This window comes from Streptomyces gamaensis (assembly GCF_042656465.1).
Lineage (GTDB): Bacteria > Actinomycetota > Actinomycetes > Streptomycetales > Streptomycetaceae > Streptomyces > Streptomyces gamaensis.
The window spans coordinates 220,179-243,651 of sequence record NZ_JBHSPB010000006.1; the positions used below are offsets into that span (position 1 = coordinate 220,179).

At 74.1% G+C, this 23,473-nt stretch carries 23 protein-coding genes; 10 read left to right on the forward strand and 13 right to left on the reverse strand.

The genetic code is table 11. From position 1 onward, the window contains the following. The gene (gene hypF / locus ACFP1Z_RS12175) at positions 1-2,265 is read right to left on the reverse strand and encodes a carbamoyltransferase HypF (RefSeq protein WP_390316120.1); all 2,265 of its coding nucleotides are present in this window, start codon (positions 2,263-2,265) and stop codon (positions 1-3) included. A 572-nt stretch (positions 2,266-2,837) separates the two neighbouring features. Further along, a complete protein-coding gene (locus ACFP1Z_RS12180; RefSeq protein WP_390316121.1) occupies positions 2,838-3,353 on the reverse strand; it encodes a hydrogenase maturation protease in 516 nt (171 codons plus the stop codon). Between the two features lie 297 nt (positions 3,354-3,650). On the opposite strand from ACFP1Z_RS12180, the gene ACFP1Z_RS12185 reads away from it, so the two are divergent. Next, positions 3,651-6,005: a glycoside hydrolase family 65 protein gene (locus ACFP1Z_RS12185; RefSeq protein WP_390316307.1), complete on the forward strand. Its 2,355-nt coding sequence runs from the start codon at positions 3,651-3,653 to the stop codon at positions 6,003-6,005. An 82-nt stretch (positions 6,006-6,087) separates the two neighbouring features. Here the strand turns inward: ACFP1Z_RS12185 and ACFP1Z_RS12190 are convergent, their stop codons facing one another. Next, on the reverse strand, positions 6,088-6,696 hold the full coding sequence (locus ACFP1Z_RS12190; RefSeq protein WP_390316122.1) for a dihydrofolate reductase family protein: 609 nt from the start codon (positions 6,694-6,696) through the stop codon (positions 6,088-6,090). A gap of 198 nt (positions 6,697-6,894) precedes the next feature. Between ACFP1Z_RS12190 and ACFP1Z_RS12195 the strand changes: the two genes are divergently transcribed. Both ACFP1Z_RS12195 and ACFP1Z_RS12200 read left to right on the forward strand, forming a co-directional pair. Then, complete coding sequence (locus ACFP1Z_RS12195) at positions 6,895-7,437, forward strand: MOSC domain-containing protein (RefSeq protein WP_390316123.1); 543 nt, start codon at positions 6,895-6,897, stop codon at positions 7,435-7,437. Between the two features lie 463 nt (positions 7,438-7,900). After that, the gene (locus ACFP1Z_RS12200) at positions 7,901-8,572 is read left to right on the forward strand and encodes a hypothetical protein (protein ID WP_390316124.1); all 672 of its coding nucleotides are present in this window, start codon (positions 7,901-7,903) and stop codon (positions 8,570-8,572) included. Between the two features lie 19 nt (positions 8,573-8,591). Here the strand turns inward: ACFP1Z_RS12200 and ACFP1Z_RS12205 are convergent, their stop codons facing one another. After that, on the reverse strand, positions 8,592-9,389 hold the full coding sequence (locus ACFP1Z_RS12205) for a maleylpyruvate isomerase family mycothiol-dependent enzyme (RefSeq protein ID WP_390316125.1): 798 nt from the start codon (positions 9,387-9,389) through the stop codon (positions 8,592-8,594). Positions 9,390-9,623: 234 nt separating this feature from the next. On the opposite strand from ACFP1Z_RS12205, the gene ACFP1Z_RS12210 reads away from it, so the two are divergent. The 3 genes from ACFP1Z_RS12210 (at position 9,624) to ACFP1Z_RS12220 (ending at position 10,557) form a co-directional block, all read left to right on the forward strand. After that, on the forward strand, positions 9,624-10,094 hold the full coding sequence (locus ACFP1Z_RS12210; protein ID WP_390316126.1) for a pyridoxamine 5'-phosphate oxidase family protein: 471 nt from the start codon (positions 9,624-9,626) through the stop codon (positions 10,092-10,094). Positions 10,095-10,195: 101 nt separating this feature from the next. Then, a complete protein-coding gene (locus tag ACFP1Z_RS12215) occupies positions 10,196-10,333 on the forward strand; it encodes a hypothetical protein (RefSeq protein WP_390316127.1) in 138 nt (45 codons plus the stop codon). 23 nt (positions 10,334-10,356) lie between these two features. Further along, positions 10,357-10,557 (forward strand): DUF6126 family protein, encoded by a 201-nt coding sequence (locus ACFP1Z_RS12220; protein WP_390316128.1) that lies wholly within the window; start codon positions 10,357-10,359, stop codon positions 10,555-10,557. 98 nt (positions 10,558-10,655) lie between these two features. On the opposite strand, the gene ACFP1Z_RS12225 is transcribed toward ACFP1Z_RS12220, so the two are convergent. The 3 genes from ACFP1Z_RS12225 to ACFP1Z_RS12235 are packed head-to-tail and all read right to left on the reverse strand — an operon-like array spanning position 10,656 to position 13,131. Continuing rightward, complete coding sequence (locus ACFP1Z_RS12225; RefSeq protein ID WP_390316129.1) at positions 10,656-11,066, reverse strand: pyridoxamine 5'-phosphate oxidase family protein; 411 nt, start codon at positions 11,064-11,066, stop codon at positions 10,656-10,658. Continuing rightward, a complete protein-coding gene (locus tag ACFP1Z_RS12230; protein ID WP_390316130.1) occupies positions 11,063-12,793 on the reverse strand; it encodes a SulP family inorganic anion transporter in 1,731 nt (576 codons plus the stop codon). The genes ACFP1Z_RS12225 and ACFP1Z_RS12230 overlap by 4 nt, the downstream gene beginning before the upstream one ends. After that, positions 12,790-13,131 carry an ArsR/SmtB family transcription factor gene (locus ACFP1Z_RS12235; protein WP_390316131.1) on the reverse strand — a complete coding sequence of 114 codons (342 nt, stop codon included), beginning with the start codon at positions 13,129-13,131 and terminating at the stop codon, positions 12,790-12,792. The genes ACFP1Z_RS12230 and ACFP1Z_RS12235 overlap by 4 nt, the downstream gene beginning before the upstream one ends. 160 nt (positions 13,132-13,291) lie before the next feature. Here ACFP1Z_RS12235 and ACFP1Z_RS12240 point away from each other — a divergent pair, with 160 nt between their 5' ends. Beyond that, positions 13,292-14,053, forward strand: coding sequence for a metallophosphoesterase family protein (locus tag ACFP1Z_RS12240; protein WP_390316132.1), 762 nt, complete (start codon positions 13,292-13,294; stop codon positions 14,051-14,053). A gap of 161 nt (positions 14,054-14,214) precedes the next feature. Here the strand turns inward: ACFP1Z_RS12240 and ACFP1Z_RS12245 are convergent, their stop codons facing one another. From ACFP1Z_RS12245 to ACFP1Z_RS12265, 5 genes are all read right to left on the reverse strand, one after another. Beyond that, positions 14,215-15,042 (reverse strand): universal stress protein, encoded by an 828-nt coding sequence (locus tag ACFP1Z_RS12245; protein ID WP_390316133.1) that lies wholly within the window; start codon positions 15,040-15,042, stop codon positions 14,215-14,217. Between the two features lie 121 nt (positions 15,043-15,163). Then, positions 15,164-15,952 (reverse strand): ABC transporter permease, encoded by a 789-nt coding sequence (locus tag ACFP1Z_RS12250; protein WP_390316134.1) that lies wholly within the window; start codon positions 15,950-15,952, stop codon positions 15,164-15,166. Further along, on the reverse strand, positions 15,949-16,953 hold the full coding sequence (locus ACFP1Z_RS12255) for an ATP-binding cassette domain-containing protein (protein ID WP_390316135.1): 1,005 nt from the start codon (positions 16,951-16,953) through the stop codon (positions 15,949-15,951). The genes ACFP1Z_RS12250 and ACFP1Z_RS12255 overlap by 4 nt, the downstream gene beginning before the upstream one ends. A gap of 78 nt (positions 16,954-17,031) precedes the next feature. Beyond that, positions 17,032-17,874, reverse strand: coding sequence for a DUF4097 family beta strand repeat-containing protein (locus tag ACFP1Z_RS12260; RefSeq protein WP_390316136.1), 843 nt, complete (start codon positions 17,872-17,874; stop codon positions 17,032-17,034). Between the two features lie 85 nt (positions 17,875-17,959). Then, positions 17,960-18,478 (reverse strand): toxin-antitoxin system HicB family antitoxin, encoded by a 519-nt coding sequence (locus ACFP1Z_RS12265; RefSeq protein WP_390316137.1) that lies wholly within the window; start codon positions 18,476-18,478, stop codon positions 17,960-17,962. A gap of 644 nt (positions 18,479-19,122) precedes the next feature. On the opposite strand from ACFP1Z_RS12265, the gene ACFP1Z_RS12270 reads away from it, so the two are divergent. Together ACFP1Z_RS12270 and ACFP1Z_RS12275 are read left to right on the forward strand one after the other, a co-directional pair. Next, the gene (locus ACFP1Z_RS12270) at positions 19,123-19,773 is read left to right on the forward strand and encodes a protein-L-isoaspartate(D-aspartate) O-methyltransferase (RefSeq protein WP_390316308.1); all 651 of its coding nucleotides are present in this window, start codon (positions 19,123-19,125) and stop codon (positions 19,771-19,773) included. 101 nt (positions 19,774-19,874) lie between these two features. Further along, the gene (locus ACFP1Z_RS12275) at positions 19,875-20,327 is read left to right on the forward strand and encodes a universal stress protein (RefSeq protein WP_390316138.1); all 453 of its coding nucleotides are present in this window, start codon (positions 19,875-19,877) and stop codon (positions 20,325-20,327) included. Positions 20,328-20,916: 589 nt separating this feature from the next. Here ACFP1Z_RS12275 and ACFP1Z_RS12280 read toward each other — a convergent pair. Further along, a complete protein-coding gene (locus tag ACFP1Z_RS12280; protein WP_390316139.1) occupies positions 20,917-22,890 on the reverse strand; it encodes a heavy metal translocating P-type ATPase in 1,974 nt (657 codons plus the stop codon). 127 nt (positions 22,891-23,017) lie between these two features. Here ACFP1Z_RS12280 and ACFP1Z_RS12285 point away from each other — a divergent pair, with 127 nt between their 5' ends. Further along, positions 23,018-23,422, forward strand: coding sequence for an ArsR/SmtB family transcription factor (locus ACFP1Z_RS12285; RefSeq protein ID WP_390316140.1), 405 nt, complete (start codon positions 23,018-23,020; stop codon positions 23,420-23,422). Positions 23,423-23,473: the final 51 nt, after the last annotated feature.

The following is a 23,473-nucleotide window of genomic DNA, read 5'->3' on the forward strand; positions in this document are numbered from 1 at the left end:
TCACTCTCCTCCGCCCGCGATCCGGGCCGCGGCGACCGCCGCCTGCCCGTAACCGATCCCGCCGTCGTTGACCGGCACGGCGCGGCCGACCAGGACCCGCAGCCCCTGGGCCCGCAGCAGCGCCCGTACCTCCCCCAGCAGCCGGGCGTTCTGGAAACAGCCGCCCGCCAGACACACCGTGCGCGGCGCCCCCTCCCGCACGGCCCGCTCCACGAGGGCGGCCGTCACCTCGGCGACCGTGGTGTGGAAGGCCGCCGCCAGCCGCCCGGCCCGCTCGCCGGCGGCGGCCCCTTCCAGCAGCGCGGTGAGGGTGGGCACGGGGTCGTACACCCACAGCCCCCCGGCCTCGGCCAGCCGCCAGGGCAGCGCCTCCGCCCGCGTGCCGCCCGCCGCCGCCTCCAGGGCCACGGCCGCCTGCCCCTCGTAGCTCACGTCGTCGCCGAGCCCCAGCAGGCTCGCGGCGGCGTCGAAGAGCCGGCCCGCGCTGGAGGCACGCGGACAGTTGACACCACGTGCGACCATCGCCCGCACCACGGCCGCCTCGCGTGCATCCAGGCGCTCGGTGAACGAGCGCACCATCGCGGCCGACGGCGGCGGCGTCCCCAACTCCTCGGCGCCGTAGAGGTATCCGAGCGCCATACGCGCCGGCCGGCGCACGGCCGCCGCCCCGCCCGGCAGCGGCGCGGCCCCGAAACGTCCCACACGGCGGTAGCGCACCAGGTCGGCGAGCAGGATCTCGCCGCCCCACAGCGTGCCGTCGTCACCGAGGCCCAGCCCGTCGTAGGCGACCCCGAGGAACCGGCCGCGCAGCCCGTGCTCGGCGGCGCAGGCCGCCACGTGCGCGTGGTGGTGCTGCACCGCGATCCGACGGCCCACCGGCAGGGCCCGCGCCCACTGGGTCGACAGATAGTCCGGGTGCAGATCGTGCGCCACGGCCCGCGGCGCGATCCCGGTCAACCGCACCAGACCGGCGTACGACGCCTCGAACGCCTCCAGGGTGCCCGCGTCCGACAAGTCCCCGGTGTGCGGCCCGAGAACGGCCCGCTCCCCCTCGGCCAGCGCGAAGGCGTGCTTGAGCTGCGCGCCCGCCGCCACCAGCGGCACCGCCGCGGCCACGGGCAGCGGCAACGGCGCGGGGGCCAGCCCGCGGGCCCGGCGCACCGTGAGGACCGTACGGCCCGCCGGACGCACCACCGAGTCGTCGTAGCGCGCCCGGATCGGCCGGTCGTGCGTGAGGAAACCGTCGGCGACGGCCCCCAGCCGGCTCCTGGCCGTGACGTCGTCGATCGCGATGGGCTCACCGGAGAGATTGCCGCTCGTGACGACGAGCGGCCGGCCCGCGTCGTGCGCCAGCAGATGGTGCAGGCCCGTCGTGGGCAGGAACAGCCCGACACGGTCCGTGCCCGGCCGCACCGCCGCCACGACCTCGGTACGGCCGCGCGCGGCGAGCAGCACGACCGGCCGGGCGGGCGAGGTCAGCGCCCGGTGCGCGGCACGCGGCAGCCGGGCCAGCCGCCGTACGGCCGCCACGTCCCGCACCATGACGGCGAACGGCTTCGCCGGGCGCCGCTTGCGCTCGCGGAGCAGGGCCACGGCGGCGGCGTTCGTCGCGTCGCACACCAACTGGTAGCCGCCGAGCCCCTTCACCGCGACGACCCCGCCCCCCAGGACGGCGGCCACGGCCGCCCGCAGGGCCGCCTCCCCGGTGAGCCCCTCCCAGGACAGCCGCGGACCGCACGCGGGACAGGCCACGGGCTCGGCGTGGAAGCGCCGGTCCTGCGGATCCGCGTACTGCGCGGCACACGGCGCGCACAGCGGGAAGTGACGCATCGTCGTCCGCTCACGGTCGTACGGCAGATCCTCGATGACCGTCGAACGTGGGCCGCAGTCCGCGCAGTTGACGAACGGATATCGGTAACGGCGATCCCCCGGGTCGAACAGCTCACCCAGGCACGCCTCACAGGTCGCGGCGTCCGGGGGAACATCCCTGAAGCCCGCCGCCCCGGTACTGGCCCGCACCGAGAACCCCGAACCCGCCTCCGGCAGCGGCGCGCGCGGCGGGGCCGTCTCCACGCGACGGACCTCGGCGAGCGGCGGCGCGTCCTCCCGCACCAGCGTGACCATCCGCTCCACCGCGCCCGGCGCCCCCGCCACGGTCAACTCGACGTGACCGCCCGCGTTGAGCACCCACCCGTCGAGCCCCAGCCGCGTGGCGGCCCGATGCACGAAGGGCCGGAAACCGACACCCTGGACCCGGCCGGACACGGTGACGGCGAGCGCGCTGCGCCCGGTCTCCGGGGGCGGTGCCTGTCCCGTGGGCGGGAGCGGTTTCTCTCCCGGGCTGGGTGCGGGCCGGTGGGACTTCGGGGGTGGTGTCCGGTCAGAGGGCGTGGTCGGCTCGGGCTCCGGGGGCGGTGCTTGTCCCGTGGGCGGGAGCGGTTTCTCTCCCGGGCTGGGTGCGGGCCGGTGGGACTTCGGGGGTGGTGTCCGGTCAGAGGGCGTGGTCGGCTCGGGCTCCGGGGGCGGTGCCTGCCCCGAGGGCGGGAGCCGCTTCTCTCCCGGGTCCCGTGGACCTCCTGCGGGCCCGGGCCGTCGGCACCCAGGGGGCGATACCGGCTGCGCCGGTGCGGCCGTCGCGCGCTGCCGGTGCGGTGTCCGCCCGGTGGGCGCGGACGCTTCGCGGCCGGGGTCCGGCGGCCGCCCCGTACGCCCCGACCGCCGGCCCTCAGGGCGCGACGGCGCCGGCGCGACCGCGGCCGGCTCGTCGCCCCGGCTCGCGGGCGCGGGCCGCTCGTCCCCCGGGCGCGGCGCCCGTTCCGGCCGGGCGGGTCGAGCGCTCACCGGGCCGGGAACTCCCCACGGGCGAGCGCCCCGCGGTGCCGCGCGATGTCCTCCTCGATACGCTCCGCCAGCGGCTCCACCGCCGCCGCCACGGCCTCGGTCAGCCCGGTGCCCAGCGAGGTGTCGGCGCTCTCGACCGCGTAGACGACCAGATGCCCGGGCATCCTGCCGAGCGTGCGGGACAGTTCCACGGCCTCGCCCAGGCCGAGCCCGTGCGTGCCGGCCGCCTGCGACCGCCAGGCACCGTGCCGGTCCAGGTCCACGCGGTGCACCCGGCCCGGGTGTCCCGGATGAGCGTGGGCAGCGTCGACGACCACGGCCAGCCCGGCGTTCTCCCAGTGGCCGATCAGCCGCCCCGGCTCCCCGTCGCACGCCGACAGCACGGTCCCGGCCGGCAGCGGCCGTACCGCCGCACGCTCCCGCAGCCGGGCGACGACCGCCAGACCCACGCCGTCGTCCCGCCGGAACTCGTTGCCGACCCCGACGACCGCGATACGGGTGGCACCTGTCATGGCTCTCTCCCCGTCCTGGGCATGGGCGTCCACTTCCGATCCTCCCCGCGACGGGCCCGCCCCGCCCGGGGCCGAACGGACCGGGCCGGGGGCCGAACCGCCCCGATCCGCGCCCTGCGCGCCCCGGAGAAGGGCGGGCGACGGTACGTCCGGACGAGCCGGTACGGGTCCGGCGGAGTGACACAGCACCCCGTCCCGCGGCTCCGTCTGCTCTCCTGGAACGCAAGGACGGAAGCGAGGCCGACCATGCCGGAGTGGACCTGGGAGTACGAGGGCTACGACCCGGCCACGGAAGGGCTGCGGGAAGCGCTGTGCACCCTCGGCAACGGCCGCTTCGCCACCCGCGGCGCCGCCCCCGAGAGCACCGCCGGACACGGCCACTACCCGGGCACCTACGCCGCCGGCTGCTACGACCGCCTCGTCTCGGCCGTGGCGGGCCGTCACGTCGAGAACGAGGACCTGGTCAACCTCCCCAACTGGCTGCCCCTGCGCTTTCGGGCGCTGCCCGCCGACGGCCCGCCCGGACCGTGGTGTGCCATGGACACCGGCGAGGTGAGCGGACACCGGCTCGTCCTGCACCTGCGGCACGGCACCCTGCGCCGCACCTTCCGCCACCGGGCGGCCGACGGCCGCCTCCTCGCCGTCGAGCAGCTCCGCCTGGTGCACATGGGCGACCCGCACCTCGCGGCCCTGCGCACCGTCCTCACCGCCGAGGGCTGGTCCGGGTGGATCGAGGTGGAGTCCGCTCTCGACGGGACCGTCGTCAACGCGGGCGTCGAGCGCTACCGGGACCTCGAAGGCCGCCACCTCACCGGGTTCCGCACCGGTGTGACCGACCCGCACACGGTGTGGCTGCGCTGCCGCACCAGGACCTCGGACATCGGCATCGGCATGGCCCAGCGGACCACCGTGACCGGCTGCGGGAAGCGGTACGACACCCGTGGGGCCTGCGGCCACCGGGCCGTGCACCGCCTGGAGTTGGAGGTCCGCGACGGCCGGCCCGTCACCGTCGACAAGACCGTCGCACTGCACACCTCCCGCGACCGCGCCATCAGCGACCCCTTCACCGCCCCCGTCGAACGCGCCGCCACCGCACCGGACTTCACCGAACTCCTGCGCACCCACACCATCGCCTGGGAGGAGCTGTGGCGGCGCGCGGAACTGCGCGTCCCCGGCGAGGCGGGGCGCGTCCTGCGGCTGCACATCTTCCACGTTCTGCAGACCCTCTCCCCGCACACGGCGGAACTCGACGCGGGCGTACCGGCGCGAGGACTGCACGGCGAGGCCTACCGGGGACACGTCTTCTGGGACGAGCTGTTCGTCCTGCCCTTCCTGAACCTGCGCTTCCCCGAGGTGTCCCGGGCCCTGCTGGACTACCGGCACCGCCGGCTGCCCCGGGCCCTGCTGGCCGCCCGGCGGGCGGGCCGCGACGGGGCCCTGTATCCGTGGCAGAGCGGCAGCGACGGCCGCGACGAGACCCAGAGCCTGCACCTCAACCCGCACTCCGGCCGCTGGCTGCCCGACCACTCCCGCCTCCAGCACCACGTGGGCTCGGCCGTCGCCTACAACGTGTGGCAGTACTGCCAGGCCACCGGCGACACGGACTATCTGCACACCAGGGGCGCGGAGATGCTGCTGCAGATCGCCCGCTTCTGGGCGGACCGCGCCGAACCCGACCCCGCGAGCGGCCGCTGGCGCGTGCGCGGGGTCGTCGGCCCTGACGAGTACCACGACTCCTACCCCGACGCCGCCCGCCCCGGCATCGACGACAACGCCTACACCAACGTCACCGCCGCCTGGGTGCTCACCCGCGCCCTGGACCTGGTCCGTGGCCTGCCCGCCCGGCGCCGCCAGGAGCTCGTCGAGCGCGGCATCCTGGACAGGGAGCGGCTCCCCCTGTGGGAGGAGGTCTCCCGGCGGCTGCGAGTGCCCTTCCACCAGGGCGTCATCAGCCAGTTCGAGGGCTACGGGCAGCTCGTCGAGCTCGACTGGGACGCCTACCGCCGGCGCTACGGCGACATCCGCCGCCTGGACCGCGTCCTGGAGGCCGAGGGCGACTCCGTCAACCGCTACCAGGTGTCGAAACAGGCCGACGTGCTGATGCTCGGCTACCTGTTCTCACCGGCCGAACTCTCCGCCGTCTTCAGGAGGCTGGAGTACGCGCTCACCGACGAGCTGTGGCAGCGGACCGTGGACCACTACCTGCGGCGCACCAGCCACGGCTCCACCCTGAGCGGCCTGGTGCACGGCTGGGTGCTCGCCCGCGCCCGCCGCGCCGACGCCTGGCGCTACTGCCGTGAGGCCCTCGAAGAGGACGTCTGCGACGTGCAGGGCGGCACCACCGCCGAGGGCATCCACCTCGGCGCCATGGCGGGCACCCTCGATCTCGTCCAGCGCGGACTGACCGGACTGGAGACCCGCGAGGACGCCCTGTGGCTCGACCCCGTGCAACTTCCGGAACTCTCCGAGTCCGGCTTCACCCTCCGCTATCGCGGGCACTGGGGCATCGGTGTGCGCCTGTGCGGCGGCCGGCTGACCGTCAGCGTCCCCGAGTCGGAGGAGACGGCGCTGCGGATCGTCCTGCCGGGGCGGACGGTGTCCCTGGCGCCGGGGGAGACGAAGACGCTCGACGTACGGCACGACCGCGGCTGAACTCCGCTCGGCGCGGGGGCTCGCCCACAGCGACCGCATCGCCTGCCCAATGGCCCTGATATTCGCTTGAGTCGACTCGAAGTCAAGCTGTTCGACTCCCTTCTTTGAGAAGTCGGTAGGTGCACACCTGCACCCCCGTGCCGCTGGTGACCGCGGAGACCAGCTCAAGTCTGCGCAGCGCGCCGTCGCCAGGGAAGATCTTCTTCCCGCCGCCGAGCAGCACCGGCATGATCATGAGCCGGAGCTCGTCGGCCAGGCCCTCGCGCAGCAGACTGCGGACGAGCGTGGGGCTCCCCATGACCAGCAGATCGCCGCCGTCGGCCGCACACAGCCGGCGAATGCGGGCAAGGGCCTCCTCCCCGGGGATGCGCGTGGTGTTCTCCCACGTCAACTCGCCCTCGCCCAGCGTCCGGGAGACGACGTACTTCGGGATCGCGTTCATCCGGTCGGCAAAGGGATCACCGGCCCTCCCGGGCCACGCCGCCGCCATGGTCTGCCACGTGCGCCGCCCGAACAGCAGCGCCTCGGCTCTCTCCAGCGCCTCGCTGACGGCGCCGCCCAGCACCTCGGGGTCGAAGAACGGATGCGACCAGCCCCCGTGGGCGAAGCCGCCGTCGGTGTCCTCCTCCGGCCCGCCGGGCGCCTGCACGACGCCGTCCAGGCTCATGAACTCGCTGATGACGATGCGCACGGGTCTCTCCTTCTTCCCCCGTCTCCGGGAGCGTGATCGCGGCAGGGGCTCGCGTTCATGGTGTACGCGCATCGTCGCATCGGCCACTGACAACGCCCGGCGGTCACCGGTCTGCCCGTTCCCGAAAGCCGTTGACCGGTGCACGGTGAAGCTATGTACGCTCGGGGGACGCATCGTCGATGGGGGAGAGGTGTCCCGATGACCGCAACGGTGACGGCAGTCAGCAGCAACGGCGTGTACTCGTTCACCAAGCCGAACCGGGACAGCATCAGACTGCTCGCCGGGCTCGGCGTCGAGGGGGACGTGCACGCCGGGGTGACGGTCAAGCACCGCTCACGCGTCGCCCAGGACCCGAGCCAGCTGAATCTGCGTCAAGTCCACCTCATCCACGAGGAACTCTTCACCGAGGTCGGCGAGAAGGGATTCGACGTCGCCCCGGGCGAGCTCGGGGAGAACATCACCACGAGCGGCATCCACCTGCTCGGCCTGCCTGTCGGTACGCGCCTGCACATCGGCGGGCAAGCGGTCGTCGAGGTCACCGGTCTGCGCAACCCCTGCCGGCAGATCGAGGACTTCCGGGCGGGGTTGCTGAAGCAGGTGGTCGGCCGCGGTGAGGACGGCAAGGTCGTGCGCAAGGCCGGGGTCATGGCGGTCGTCGTCGAGGGCGGCGAGGTACGGCCCGGCGACGCCATCCGCGCCGAGCTCCCGGCCGGGCCGCACCGGGCGCTCGACGTCGTCTGACCGTCAGGGAGCGCGCTGTCGTGTCCCCGGGAGCCGCCGCGGGGACGAGCCGGGCGCTCGGCGCGCGCAACTGATCCGGCGTCAGTAGCCGGTCCGTGAGCAGGACCGTGGGCAGGAAGGCCCGGCTGGGCGTCCAGCGGCCGTCGGCGCACACCGAGTACGTAAGGGGCGAGCGCGCGGAACAGACGGGTGCGGCCGACGCCGGCCGCCAACGCGCCTACGAGCCACACCCGTTGGCCGTTCACGCGGTCGGCCACCGGGCGGCATTCCGTTCCGCCGTGTCATGAGACGCCGCTGCCGCCGCCGCGGGCATAGGCGCAGGCACAGGCACAGCGGAGGGACCATCGGCCTTGCCGAAGAGGGCTGTTCGGTCCCTGCGCCGCCCGTGGCCGCCCGGAGATGATCTTGCTGCGGGGCCTTCGCGGCCCTGACTCGTATTCAGCTCACCGTGTGAGGAGTCGTGATGTCGTTCCGCAGCCGGATGTCACAGGGGATGGCAGCAGTGTCGTGCGTGGGAGTGGCCATGGCCGTACTGCCGCCCGCGCAGGCCGCCGCCGCGGACGGCGGCACGGTCATGTCGCCGGCGGGGCACCGGTTCTCGGCCGTGGCCGACGGCACCGTAGTCTTCGCGGCGGGACCGGTGACCGTCACCTGTGCCCTCTCGCGCTCGCTGCCGGCCCCGGGCACGAACACGGTCCCCGGGGCATCCGGGAACTCCGGCCCCGTGCACGCGGCCATCGCCGCACCGTCCTTCGGCTCCTGCACCACGGACGCGCCCGGCCTGAAGGCCGAGATCACCACGAACAGTGGCAACGGAGAGTGGAGCCTCGCCGTGCGGAACGGCGCCCCGGCCGCCGCGAGTCTGACGATGCCCGTCGGAGGCTTCCGGCTGACCACCAAGGGCCTGGTGAACTGTACGGTTACCGCCGCGCCGGCCTCCCCGGCGGTCCTCGACGGGACGTGGACCAACGGCAAGCCGTCCAAGGTCGCCTTCGACGGGGTGAACGTCCCGGTGAAGATCGAGGGCGGTTTCTTCTGCCCGAAGTCCGTCACCACGGCCACGTTCCACGCGACGTACAGCGTCAACGACACCACGGACCCGGCCCGTTCCGTCACGGTCTCCGCGGACCGGTGACCGATGACCGGTTGACGGCTCACTCGCGCAGCCAGAAGCCCGTCCGCTCCAGCCACAGGCCGAGCAGGGCGCGCTCGCCGTGGACGTCGACGCGCCCGTCGACGGGCCGGCCGTAGACGAGCAGCAGCAGGTCCGCGAGCGGGCTGTCGACGGTGACGGCCGCGTCGCCGACGGCCGCGTCGTCGGCGACGCGGTGCCACACGGGGGTGGTGCCGGTGAGGTCGACGAGCCACCGCCCGGCCGGGTCGTCGGTGGCCCGGAAGCAGAGCGTGCGGCCGGCGCCGAGCAGGGGCGGGCCGGTCGCGGTGTCGTACGCCTCGGGCACGGTGGCGTTGGCCATCCACTCGTCGAGGCCGTCCCGGGCGACCGCCGCGTCGACCTCGTAGCGGGCGCCGGTGCTCCGGGCGGCGTCGGCGCGGTGGACGACGGTCTCGTGCAGCATGCGCCGCGCCCAGAACGCCAGGGGCCGGCCGGGGACCACGGTCCACACGCGGGCGTCGGGGCCCGCCCGGTCCAGGGCGTCCGAGAGCTGCCGGGCGCCCTCGTCCAGCCAGGTGTCGAGCGCGGCCATGTCGTGGTCGCCGTAGTGGAAGACCTCGTCGACCAGGTCGTGGGGCACGGGCCCGGTGGCCCGGGTCCGGACGATGGTCTCCACCCAGCGGTGGGCCCCGCCGACGTGCCGCAGCAGCTGTCCGAGGTTCCACGCGGGGCAGGTGGGCACGGGGGCAGCCGGGTCGGCGTCCCTGACCAGGGCGCGCAACAGGCCGGTCTGGGCAAGGAGTTCGGCGCGGTACCGGTCGAGGCTCCAGGGGGTCATGCGGTCAGACTACGAGCCGGGGCGGCCCCGGGGCGCGGCCTTTTCCGGAGCCGGGCGGACGCCTCCCGTCAGGAAGGGCCCCGGGCGGTACCGGCGGAAAAGGGGACCGAACGGCCCTAGCGGCGCGCGGCGGGTGCTGCCTGTACTGGCCTCATCAGCCGGTTCTCCCCACCCGCGCGCGAGGCGCCCCGGAGCACCGGCACCCAGGTGGCACGAGGTGAGAGCGAGCACACGGTGAGCGATGAGAACGTCCGCCGGGTCGTCACGGTCCCGTGGACGGGCGCGGCCGAACCCGCCGCCCGGCGCATGGTCCAGCTGGACCGCAGCGAGGCCCTCCGGCTGCTCGGCAGCGTCCCGCTGGGCAGGATCGTCTTCACCCTGCACGCCCTGCCGGCCATCCGCCCCGTCAACCACCTGCTGGACGGCGAGGACGTCGTCATCCGCACCCACGAGGGCGCCGCCCTGGTCGGCCAGAGCCAGCAGGCCGGGGACCCGGGTGTCGTCGTCGCCTACGAGGCCGACTGCATCGATCCGGACACCCGGCTGGGCTGGAGCGTCGTGGTCACCGGCTACGCCCAGCCGGTCACCGACCCCGACGAGCTGGCCCGCTACCGCGCGCGGCTCCACCCGTGGGTCGACAAGGCCATGGACTGCACCGTCCGTATCCGTCCCGACATGGTCACCGGCGTCCGCCTGGTGCCCTAGACTTGAAGAAATCTTCAATTCATGATGTGTCGTGGTGGTCAATTCGGTCCGAGGGCGGAGGGTGCGGTGTGGGCGGGTTCGCCGATGCGATACGGGAACGGGTGAGCCGTGCCCGAGCGGCCCTGCGGGCCGCGCGTGAGGCCGGTGACGCGTACGAGTCCGCCGTGGCCGAGGACGAGCTGGACGATGCCCTGCGCATGGCCCACGAGCACGGTGTGGCCACGGACGACGAGTCGTGACCGGAACGGCGAGGAACCTCCCCATGAGCGACGGCACGCCCGAAGGCTCCGCCCCTGCACCGGCCCCGGCCGGCCCCGGCTCCAGGAGCACGAAGCGGGACAAGAGCGAGAAGGGCGCGGAGCGGCAAGTCGCCCTGCGCGTCTGCGTCTACGTCTTCGTCACGCACCTCATCGCCGGCTTCATCTGGCTGCTGTTCTACCTGGGCGGCCACGCGGACAAGTGAGTGCGGACAAGTAAGCGCGGACAAATGAGCGCTGACAAGTGAACAGAAGTGAGCGGTGCGGGCCGGACAGGCCCGCACCGCTCACTTCTGTTCCCACCTCACGAGGCGTGCGTGAAGCGGAACCCCGTGATGCTCTGCGGGCGGATCCGCAGGAGCGTGTCGTGCGGGCCGTGCGCCCAGCCGGACAGGGTGCGCCGGTAGTGGGCGGCCTCGTCGGGGTCGGTGACGGGCTCGGCCGGGCCGGCGGCGGTCACCGCCCAGCCCGTACCCGTCGCCGGGTGGAGCTGGTCGCAGTGGTACGTGACGTGGACCCGCCCCGAGAGCGCGGCCCCCGGCGCCGGAGTACGCACGATCAGCCGCCCGTACTCCAGAACGTGACAGGCGGGCCGCACCGCGAGGGCGTCGCGCTGCTCGTAGAGCATCCGCCCCTGGGAGGCGCCGCCGAGCAGGTACCAGGCCTCCTCCCCGGAGACGTCGATCATGCGCCGGGGCGCCCGGGAAGCGGTCACAGGGCCGGCTCCTCGCTGGTCGTGGTGGTCTTCTGCGCGGGGACGGACAGCACCCCGGCACCGTGCAGATGCGCGCGGGCGGCCGCGATGGCCTCGGGTGTGGAGGCGAACTCGCGCCCCTCGTACCGCAGCAGTTCCAGCACGCCGAGGGAGTCCAGGACCTGGCGCTGCTCGGCGCGTATGCCCGAGGCCATCACGGATATGCCGCGGCGGTGCAGCTTGGCCACGGCGTCCTTGAGGACCAGGGCGCCGGTCGCGTCGATCGTGGACACCCGCGACATGCGCAGGATCACCACGCGCACGTCGGCGACCTCCGAGAGCTCCAGCAGGAAGCGGTGCGCGGCCGCGAAGAACAGCGGCCCGTCGACGCGGTACGCCACGATGTGTTCCGCGAGCAGGGCGTGCTCCTCGGCGCTGTGCTCGCCCGACAGGTCGGCCTTCAGGGGGATCTGGTCCAGCCGCGCCTGCTTCGCCACCGCGCGCAGCGCGAGCGCGCCCGCCACCACCAGGCCGATGAGGACCGCGTAGACCAGGTCCAGGGCCAGGGTCGCGACAGCGGTCAGGATCAGGACGACCGCGTCGGAGCGGGTCGACCGGGCCATCGCCCGCAGCGAGCCGACCTCGACCATGCGCACGGCCGTCGCGATCAGCACACCGGCCAGGGCGGCCAGCGGGATCCGGGAGACCAGCGGGGCGGCGGCGAAGACGATGGCCGCGAGCACGGCGGCGTGCGTGAGCGCGGCCAGCCGGGAACCCGCGCCCGTACGGACGTTGACGGCCGTCCGCGCTATCGCGCCCGTCGCCGGGACCCCGCCGAACAGCGGCGCGGCGATGTTCGCCAGGCCCTGCCCGAACAACTCCCGGTCCGGATCGTGCTTCTGACCCACCGTCATGCCGTCCGCGACGGACGCCGACAGCAGCGACTCCAGCGCGGCGAGCGCCGCCACCGCGACCGCCGGGGCCAGCAGCGACCCCAGCGCGCCCGGGTCGAGGAAGGCCAGCGAGGGAGCGGGCAGCCCGGCGGGCAGGTCACCGATCGGCTTGGCCGCGTCCAGGTGGAGGACCTGGGCGGCGACGGTCGCGCCGATCACGGCGACGATCGAGAAGGGGATGGCGGGCCGCCAGCGCGCGCCCAGCAGCATGACCGCGGCCACGGCGCCGGCGAGGGCGACGGCCGTCCAGTTCGGGGCCTTGACGAACTCCTCGACCGCCCGCCAGGTCACCACCAGGACCTTGTCGCCCTCGGGCTTGTCGACCCCGAGCGCGTTCGGGACCTGCTGCAGGCCGATCACCCCGGCGATGCCGAGCGTGAACCCTTCGACGACGGGGGCCGGGACATAGCTCATGTACCGCCCGGCACGGGCGAACGCGAGCGCCACGAGCATCAGCCCGGCGATCAGCCCGACCGTCAGCACACCGCCGGGCCCGTACTGGGCGACGATCGGCACCAGTACGACCGTCATCGCCCCGGTCGGGCCCGACACCTGAAGATTCGAACCACCGAAGACCGCCGCCAGCGCGCCGGCCACCACGGCGGTGGCCAGCCCGGCCTCGGCACCGAGACCGGAGGAGACGCCGAAGCCCAGCGCGAGCGGCAGCGCCACGATCGCCACGGTCAGACCCGCGAGCAGATCACGCTTGGGGTCGCGGCGCGCCGCCGTGAGGTCGTCGCGGCCGGGCAGGAGCGTACGCACCCGGGACCACGCCCGGACAGCCAACGTGCTCACTCGGCGCCGACCTCGGCTTCCCGCAGCTCCTCCAGCAGCTCGTGCTGCCCGTGCAGCATGTGCGTGAGGATCCGCCGCGCGGCGCGCATCAGCTCGGCCACGTCCCCGCCGGCGAGCTCGTAGACCACGGTCGACCCGGTGCGCGTGGCCGTGACGATCCCGGACCGGCGCAGCACCGCCAGCTGCTGGGACAGCGCCGACGGCTCGATCTCCATCGCCGCCAGCAGATCCCGTACGGGCATGGGCCCGTCCTGCAGGAGCTCCAGCACCCGGATACGGGCCGGATGCCCCAGCATCCGGAAGAACTCGGCCTTCGCCTGATACAGCGGAACCGACACCGACTACCTCGATCTCTTCGTCGCCCGGCCCCGCCGGCGCGGGGCGCACCCACGTGATCGCGTCCGCTGTTTGCGAACACGACCAATGCATCATGTAGTGAATTGAAGAATTCTGCAATTCGTGGTCCAGGGGGCGGGACGAGGGCGCACGGTGGTGGGCATGCCGAACCGCGTAGCCGTCCTGTCCGACATCCACGGGGTCCTGCCCGCCCTGGAAGCCGTGCTCGCCGAGCCGGACCTACAGGCCGCCGACCGCATCGTGCTCACCGGCGACCTCACCGCCGGCCCGCAGCCCGCCGAAGTCCTCGACCTGCTCACCGGACTCGGCGACCGCGCCGTGTGGCTCCGCGGCAACGCCGACCGCGAACTCCTCGCACACCGCCGCGGCCACCGGGGCGACCTCCCCGACCCCATCGCCCCCTGGGCCGCGCGACAGCTCCGCGACGACCACCTCGCCCTACTCGCCGGGCTGCCGCACACCCGCTCCCTGCCCGTGCGCGGCCTCGGCGACGTCCTGTTCTGCCACGCCACGCCCCGGGACGACGAGGAGGTCGTCCTGGTCGATTCACGCCCCGACCGCTGGCAGGAGGTCCTCGGCGGGCTCGGCCCCGGCGTCCGCACCGTGGTGTGCGGGCACACGCACATGCCGTACGTCCGCCTCGCCCACGGCCGCCTCGTGGTCAACCCCGGCAGCGTCGGCATGCCCTACAGACGCGCCGGCGCCCACTGGGCCCTCCTGGGCCCCGGCGTCGAACTGCGCACCACCGACTTCGACACCGACGCCGCCGTCGCCCGGCTCGTCCGCGACTCCTCCTACCCCGCAATCGCCGGCTGGGCCGACTGCTTCCTGCGCGCCCGCGCCACGGACACCGACGCCCTCGAAGCCTTCGGGCCCCGCGACGGACGCGACACGGCGCCCTGAGGGCGCGCTCACCGGACGACGGATGCGGTGCCCGCGCGCACCGGGAACGCGGCGAAGTCCGGGGCGTCGCCGGGACGTTGACCGGTCTCGTCGGTCTCGTCGGTCTCGTCGAGGAGATGGGCCGGCCGTTCCCGCGTACGGGGTCCGGGGCGCGCGCCGGCTCAGCCGTGGGGGACCACGGCCACAGGGCAGCGCGCGTGGTGCAGCACTCCGTGGGTCACCGCGCCGATGAGCGCGCTGGGGACGGGCCGGTGCTCGCGGCGGCCGACCACCAGCAGCTGGGCGTCGTCGGCTGCCGCCACCAGCCGTTGGGCCGGGGAGCCGGAGGACAGCCACTCCTCGATCTCGACGGTCGGCCACCGTCTGCGCCAGGGGGCCAGGGACCGGGCCAGCGCGTCGGCGTCGTGCGGCGGCCGCTCCCCGGAGGGTTCCGGCTCGTCGGTCTGGACGACGCGCAGCATCGTGCCCCGGACGGCGGCGGCCTCGAAGGCGAAGGCGAGGAGCTGCCCGTAGGCCTCGTGGTGGCCCAGGCCGACGGTGACGGGGCTGACGTCGCCCGGCCCGGGCAGCGACTCGGGTTCGTGGACCACGACGACGGGCCGCAGGGCGTACGCGAGGACGGCCAGGCTCACGGGTCCGAGGAGGAAACCCTGGAGGGGTGCGAGGCCACGGGAGCCGACAGCCAGCAGTTCCGCTTCCCGGGCGGCCTCGCCGAGGGCCTGCGCGGGCGGCTCGGCGATCCGGTCGACGGTGATCCTCAGCCGCGGATGGGCCTCCAGGATCTCCTCGGCCGCGGCCTCGATCCGGCTCTCCGCCCAGTCCCGCCCGTCCGGGACCTCCGCCGCGAAGTGCGGCCCGCCGCCCCGCTGTTCCAGGGCGTGCACGATCCGCAGCGGCAGCGCGCGCAGCACCGCTTCCCGGCCGGCCCAGGCGGCGGCGACCAGGCTCTCGGCGGAGCCGTCGACTCCGACGGCCACCGGTCGTACCACGGTTCCACCTCCTGCCGGCCGGGGTGCGCGGGGGCACTGTTCCCGTGCCTTGGATTCTCGTGCGCGAGCGGGCACGGCGCACCCCGGGGCGCCGGCCCCGGGGTGGTGCCTCGCCCGGCTCTCAGCGTTTGGTGGTGCTGTTGAACAGCGAGCGTGACCAGAGGTAGCCGGCCAGGGCGATGCCGGCGCACCAGGAGAGCGAGATCCAGCCGTTGTCGCCGATCTCCGTGCCGGTCAGCAGCCCGCGCAGCGTCTCCGTCATCGGTGTGAACGGCTGGTTCTCGGCGAACCAGCGCAGGCCCGGTGACATCGAGCCGGCCGGCACGAACGCCGAGCCGAGGAACGGCAGGAACTGGACGAGCAGCGGTTTGTTGCTCGCGGACTCGACCGTCTTGGAGATCAGGCCGAGGGCTGCCGACAGCCAGGTCACCGCGAACGCGACGGCCGTGAGGAGACCGGCCGCCGCCAGCCACTCCAGCGGGCTCGCCCCGGAGCGGAAGCCGACGGCGAGCGCGACACCCACGACCAGCACGGCGCACACCATCGTCTGGATGACGCTGCCGACGACATGCCCCGTCATGAACGACGAACGCGTGATGTTCATGGTCCGGAAGCGGTTGACGATGCCCTCGGTCATGTCGGAACAGATTGCGATCGAGGTCGACATCGAGCCGGCGGCCACGCCCATGACGATGACGCCGGGCGTCAGATAGTTCACGTACGCGTCCCGGCCGCCGCCCCCCGGGAGCCCGGCGCCGATCGAGTCCCCGAAGGCGTACACGAACAGCAGCAGCATCAGGATCGGCGTCATGGCGCTGCCGAATCCCACGGACGGATAGCGGATCGCGTGCTTGAGGTTGCGCCGCAGCATCGTCACCGAGTCGTGCGCGGCGTGGGCGAGGGTGCTCATCGCAGGGTCTCCTCGACGGGAAGCGGGCCGGCGGCGGTGCCCTCGCCGGTCAGGGCGAGGAACACGTCGTCCAGGTCGGGGGTGTGCACGGAGAAGCCGGCGGCCCGGACGCCGGCGGCGTCGAGCCGGTCGAGCAGGGCGCGCAGCGCGTCGATACCGCCGTCGCCCGCCACGCGCAGGGCGAGGTTCTCGTCGTCCCGGGCCGCGCCGGGGAAGGCGGCCGCCGCGTGCACGTACTCGGCGGAGTCGGTGAACCGCAGCCGTACGTGGCTGCCGGGGATCCGCGCCTTCAGCTCGTCGGCGGTGCCCTCGGCGACGATCCGGCCGCCGTCGAGCACGGCGATCCGGTCGGCCAACTGGTCCGCCTCCTCCAGGTATTGCGTGGTGAGGAAGACGGTGGTGCCGCCCGCGACCAGGGAGCGCACCGTGTCCCACATGGTGCGGCGGCTGCGCGGATCGAGCCCGGTCGTCGGCTCGTCCAGGAAGATCACCCGTGGGTCGCCGACGAGCGTCATGGCGATGTCGAGGCGGCGCCGCATACCGCCGGAGAAGGTCGCGGCCCGCTTGTGCGCGACGTCCGCGATGCCGAACCGCTGAAGCAACTCCTGTGCGCGGAGACGCCCTTCACGCTTGGTCAGACGCAGCAGGTCGGCCATGAGGAGCAGGTTCTCCTCGGCGGTGAGCAGGTCGTCGAGCGCGGCGAACTGCCCGGTGACACCGATCGCGGCGCGCACCCCGTCCGGTGCCGTGGCGACGTCGTGGCCCGCGACCTGAGCCTGCCCGCCGTCGGCGGCGACGAGGGTGGACAGGATCTGCACCGTGGTGGTCTTGCCGGCGCCGTTCGGCCCGAGCAGCGCGAAGACCGAGCCGGCCGGGATGCGCAGGTCGATGCCGTCGAGGACGGTCTTGTCGCCGTACGACTTGCGCAGACCGACGGCGGAGACGGCGGCGGGCGACCGCGGATCCGCCTGTGATGGCGTGGGCATGACAGACAAGGGCATGGAGCCCTCCTGTTCGAAGGCTGAAGTGGCTGAAGTGGCTGGGTGGCTGGGGTGTGGGCGAGCCGGCGGGCCCGGCGCTCAGGCCTTGGCGCGGAGGATGTCGATGTTCCCCCAGTTGGTACGCGCGCGGACCGTGACGGTGTCCTCGGTCCGCTCCGGGGCCTCGGACGCGGCGAGCGTGTTGCGCACCTGCCCCCGGTTGGAGCTGACGTCGAGCCAGGCGACGGTGCCCTCGCGGACACCGATCTCGATGGATCCGTTGGAGGTCTCCAACTGGACGCTGCCACTGGCGACTTCGGCGATGCGGAGGTGGCCGTTGGTCGTGGTGCCGGTGACCGACGCCTCGGCGCGCGCGATGTCGATGCCGCCGTTGGCGCCGTGCACCCGCAGCTCGCCGGTCACGGTGCCGACGGCCGTGGTGCCGTTCGAGTTCTTCAGAACGGCGGGGCCGTCGACGGTGCCGACGCGCACGTTTCCGGTGCTGCTGGTGATCTCGGCCATGCCCTCGACCCGGTCCACGGTGACCGAGCCGTGCGACACGGTCAGCTTCAGCGGACCGGTGGTGCCGAGGCGGGCGTCACCGGCCGAGGTCTTCACCCGGACCTCGCCGAGCCGGCCGTCGCCGAGCACACTGACCCCGGCGCCGGTCATGTCGACGCGCGAACCCGTGGGCAGCCCGACCGTCACGTCGACGGTGCCGCCGCGCCCGAGCAGACTGGCCTTGGGCGTGGTGACGGTCAGGATGCCGCCCACGTAGGCGACTTCGGTCTGCTCGGCCGTCCGTACGTCCTGGTCCTTCCTCGGATCGCGGGGCCGCACGTCGACGACGGTGTCGCAGCGGTCGTCCGCGGTGAACCGGATGGAACCGGCGTACACATAGGCGGTGACCGAAATCGGTTCGGGAGTGTCGAAAGAAGGCATGGCTGTACCGTCCTCATCAGTCCTTGGGTCGTCCCCGCAAGTGGGACGTGGTGGGTGCTGTGGCTCTGTGCGGGACCGGGCGCGGCTAGCGCACCCAGCCCGTGAAGCTCTGCCCGACGCTCCGGGCCCGCTCCGGCGTACGCGGCCGGGTGCCGCCGTCGACCGCGGCCGACACGGCGCGCACCAGCCACGCGTTGACCGACAGGCCCTCGCGGGCCGCGGCCTCCTCGGCGCGGGCCTTGAGGTGGGCCGGCAGACGCAGGTTGACGCGGGCGGTGCCGCCCTCGTCACCGTCGGCCGGGGCCGGGGCTCGCAGCGGTTCGACGGGCGCGGCCGGCTCCGCGGGGGCGCCGCCCTCGGCGGGCGGCGGCGTCACCACGAAGTCGGGGTCGAGCCCGCGCAGCCGTACGTCGACCGAGCCGGGGGCCAGCTCGCGGGTGATCTCGTCCATCGCGGCGGAGAGCACATGGAGCATGGCCAGACGGGTCGCCGACTCCAGGGGAGCGGTGAGCCGCTCGGCCAGCTCGCGGGCATCCTCCCCGCCGGCTTCGGCGGCCACGGCGAGCTCGCGACGCAGGGTGTCGACATACGGGGTGAGGTCCATGGCGCCATGATGGCACCATGGTGGCGCCATGCACAAGTCTGGTGGCGCCTGTGTAGGGGTTGGACTTGCTTCGGGGTGGCCGCCGAGAACTGGTGAAAGGGGCAAGGAGTGGCCTGAGTTATGGGGGTGTCATGCGTGTGCATGTGCTGGCGGAGGCACCGGAAGGCACCGGATGGCACCGGAAGACGCCAAGTGGTGCCATCCGGTGTCATGTGATGCCGTGCGGTGTCGCCCGCAACGCCGACGCCGGTTCGGGATCGCTGCCGTCGACATCGACGCCTTCTGCTGTGGGGACGGCCGGGCGCCGGGCCTGCGCGGAATCGTCCCGGGACTGCTGCCGGCCATGCCACGTCCCGGCGCTGGAAGGCGTCGTGCGGGGCTTCCAGCGCACGGAAAGCCAACGCCCGCTGTCGATCAGCCCGCTCGGCGCCGCCGCCTTCTGCCGGGGACGGCCGGGCGCCGGGCCTGCGCGGAATCGTCGCCCGGGACCGCTGCCGGCCACACCACGGCCCGCCGCTGGAGGGCGGCGTGTGGGCTTCCAGCGCGCAGAAGCCCGCACCTGCTTGTCGATCAGCTCGCTCGGCGCGGTCACCGCCGGCCTGGGCCTGCCGCCGAGTTGGCGCAGGCCGGCCCGTCCCCGCAGGATGCGGAACGTGACCGCACAGCAGTCCCCCGACGACCTCGCACGTGCCCTCCGGGCCGCCGGTATCCGCGACGAGCGTCTGCTCGGCGCCGTACGTGCCACGCCCCGGGCGGCGTTCGTACCCGCCGGGCAGGAGACCGTCGCCTACCAGGACGTACCCGTACCGATCGGTCACGGACAGGTGACCACACAGCCGTCGCTGTCCGCCCTGATGATCGAGGGGCTTCGGCTGACCGGGGACGAGCACGTCCTGGAAGTCGGTACCGGTCTGGGGTTCCAGACGGCCCTGCTGGCCCGGCTCGCCGCCGACGTGGTGAGCGTCGAGATCCGGCCGGACCTCGCCGAGGAGGCCCGGAACAACCTCGCCCGACAGGGCATCCGCACGGTGGAACTGCGCGTCGGCGACGGCAGCGAAGGCGTTCCCGACCGCGCCCCCTACGACGCCGTCCTCGTCTCCGCCGCCTTCCCCGAGGTCCCCGAACCCCTGGCCGCGCAACTGCGCCCCGGCGGCCGGCTGGTCCAGCCGATCGGCCCCGGCGGCCACGACCAGGTGATGGCCTTCCGGCGCACCGACGAAGGTCTGGAGCGCGAACAGATCCTGACCCTCGCGTGTTTCGTCCGCCTGCGGGGCCGCTACGGCTTCCCGGAGTGACCGACACGGGCGGACGCGCCCGGCTGCGGGCCCGGCGGGGGCGCGTGGCCGACGATGGGACGACCGGGGCGGCCGGACCCTGACATGTCGTGGAGGCCCACGTGTCCGAACAGCAGCAGAAGACCGAGCGCATCGTCGTCGGAGTCGACGGCTCCGACTCGTCCAAGGAGGCCCTGCGCTGGGCCCTGCGCCAGGCGGGGCTCACCGGCGCCACCGTCGACGCCGTGATGGCCTGGCAGTTCCCGCCGTACGTCGGCGCGCTCGGCTGGCTGCCGCCGACCGGCGACTTCCAGCCGGAGGAGATCGCCCGCCAGGTGCTCACCGAAACGGTGGAGGAGGTCGTGGGCACCCGGCCGGGGGCACGGGTCAGGACCGTCGTCGAGCACGGCACCGCCCCCGACGTGCTGCTGCGCCACGCGCGCAGCGCAGCGCTGCTGGTGGTCGGCAGCCGGGGACACGGCGGGTTCACCGAGGCCCTGCTGGGCTCGGTCGGCCAGCACTGCGTCCAGCACGCGCCCTGCCCGGTGGTTGTCGTCCGCGGCCCGCACGGCTGACGCCACCGCGCCCGGCGGCGAGCGGCCTTGCGCCGGGGCGCCCGGGACCGGCGCCGCGTCCGGGAGTCGGCCCGGCCCGGCAGCGGCGGGCATGAGCCGCCGAGACGCGATGCCCCGGACCGGAGCCGCCCGTGCTGGTGGTGGGTCCGGGTGGAGGGCGGCACTCCGATCGCCGGTCGGCGGACGTTCGGCGGCCCGTATGGCTGCCGCCACCGCATCCGGCGGCGAGCGGCCTTGCGCCGGGGCGCCCGGGACCGGCGCCGCGTCCGGGAGTCGGCCCGGCCCGGCAGCGGCGGGCATGAGCCGCCGAGACGCGATGCCCCGGACCGGAGCCGCCCGTGCCGGTGGTGGGTCCGGGTGGAGGGCGGCACTCCGATCGCCGGTCGGCGGACGTTCGGCGGCCCGTATGGCTGCCGCCACCGCACCCGGCGGCGAACGGCCTCGCGCCGCCGCGTCCGGGAGCCGGCCCGGCCCGGCGCGGCGGGCACGTGCCGCCGAGACGCGATGCGCCGGATCGGGGCAGCCCGTGCCGGTGGTGGCTCCGGGTGGAGGGCGGCGCTCCGATCGCCGGTCGGCGGACGTTCGCCCCCTACCTCCCGCCCCCCGTACGGGCCCGCCGCCAGGCCGAATCCGCCAGTAGCCGCAGCCCGTTGAGGCCGACGATGACGGTCGAGCCCTCGTGGCCGGCGACGCCGAGCGGCAGGGGCAGGGTGCCGACGAGGTCCCATACGACGAGGCCGGTGATGAACACCGAGGCGATGACCAGGTTCTGCACGACCAGCCGGCGGGCCCGGCGGGAGAGCGCGACGACCGTGGGGATCGTGGCGAGTTCGTCCCGGACGACGACGGCGTCGGCGGTCTCCAGTGCCAGGTCGGAGCCGGCACGGCCCATCGCGACGCCGGAGTGGGCGGCGGCCAGCGCGGGGGCGTCGTTGACGCCGTCGCCCACCACCAGCACCTTGTGGCCCGCCTGTTCCAGCTCGCGCACGGCCGCGACCTTGTCCTGGGGGAGCAGCCCGGCCCGTACGTCGGTGATGCCCACCTCGTCCGCGAGCCGGGCGGCCGCGCGCGGGTTGTCGCCGGTCACCAGGAGCGGCCCGGTCCCGGTGAGGGCGGCCAGGGCGGTGACGGTGGCGGCGGCGTCCTCGCGCAGCCGGTCGGCGATGCCGAGCACCCCGGCCGGTACGCCGTCCACCTCGACCAGCACCGCGGTACGGCCCTCGGCCTCCAGCTGTGCCACGAGCCCGGCGGCGGGGTGCTCGGCGCGGCCGCGCAGCAGCCGGGCGGGGCTGCCGACCGCCACTCGGCGGCCCTCCACGGTGGCGGTGACACCGGTGCCGGGGGCGGAGGCGAAGTCCTCCACCACGGGGACGGCCAGGCCGTGGGCGGCACGTACGACGGCGCGGGCGAGCGGGTGCTCGCTGGGGTGCTCGGCCGCTGCGGCCAGGGCCAGCAGCGCGTCCTTGTCCAGTCCCGAGGCGGGCAGGGGACGGACGTCGGTGACGCGTGGGGTGCCCTCGGTCAGGGTGCCGGTCTTGTCCAGCGCCACCCGGTCCACCTGCCCGAGCCGCTCCATGACCACCGCCGACTTCACCAGCACACCGTGCCGTCCGGCGTTGGCGATCGCCGACAGCAGTGGCGGCATGGTGGCCAGTACCACGGCGCACGGGGACGCCACGATCATGAAGGTCATCGCGCGCAGCAGCGTCGGCTGCAGCGCCGCGCCGAAGAGCAGCGGGAGGGCGAACAGGGCCACGGTGGCGGCCACCATGCCGAGGGAGTACCGCTGTTCGACCTTCTCGATGAACAGCTGCGTCGGCGCCTTGGTGCCGGACGCCTCCTCGACCATGGCCACGATCCGGGCGATCACCGAGTCCGACGGATCGCGTTCGACCTTGACCCGCAGCGCGCCGGTGCCGTTGAGGGTGCCGGCGAACACCTCGTCCCCGGCCTCCTTCGCCACCGGCAGGGGCTCGCCGGTGATGGTGGCCTGGTCGACCTCGCTCGCGCCGGACACGACCCGGCCGTCCGCGCCGACCCGCTCCCCGGGCCGGACGAGCACCGTGTCCCCGGTCCTCAACTCGGCGCTGGGCACGGTCTCTTCGCTGCCGTCGTCGAGCAGCCGGGTGGCGGTCTCCGGAGCGAGGTCGAGCAGTCCGCGTACCGAGTCGGCGGTACGGGCGGTGGCGACGGCCTCCAGGGCGCCGGAGGTCGCGAAGATGACGATGAGCAGCGCACCGTCCAGGACCTGGCCGATCGCCGCCGCCCCGAGCGCGGCGACCACCATCAGCAGGTCCACGTCCAGGGTCTTCTCGCGCAGCGCCCGAAGCCCCGCCCAGCCGGGTTCCCAGCCGCCGGTGACGTACGTCGCCGCGTACAGCGGGCCCCATGTCCACGCGGGGGCGCCCAGCAGGTGCAGGGGCAGTGCGAGCAGGAAGAGCGCCAGGGCGGTCGCCGCCCAGCGTGCCTCGGGCAGGGCGAAGATCCTCGTACGGCGCCGGGGGGCGGCGCTCTCGCGGACGGCGGTCCCGGGCGGGGCCGTGGGGGTCAGGGTGGAAGACATCGCAGCGGTGGTCCTTCGCATGCGGGAGGGAAGGGCAGGGCCGACCGGAACGCGGCCCGACCCTCCCACCATACAGGAACACATGAACATCGATTCATGTGTTCATTCCGGCCGGTACCATGAGTGCATGGGTCATGGAGCCGCTCCCGCGAAGAACGCCGTCCCGCGCAGCCGCCTGGACGCCAACAGCGCCGCCACAGTGGCCACCACCCTCCAGGCGCTGGCCACCCCCTCCCGGCTGCTGATCCTGGCCCGCCTGCGCGAGGGCCCCCTGCCCGCCACCGAACTGGCCGCCGAGGTCGGCATGGAGCAGTCCGCCTGCTCCCACCAGCTCCGCCTGCTGCGCAACCTCGGCCTGGTCACCGGCACCCGCAAGGGCCGCTCCGTCGTCTACGCCCTCTACGACAACCACGTGGCCGAACTCCTCGACCAGGCCCTCTACCACGTCGAGCACCTGCGCCTGGGACTGACCGACGAACCGGCCCGGGCCGCGGACGCGGGGGACGAACCGCTGGGCGCGCCGGGCGCCTGACGGCCGAACGCTCCTGGCAGCCAGGGGCGTTGCTCGTGCGCGCACGGGCCG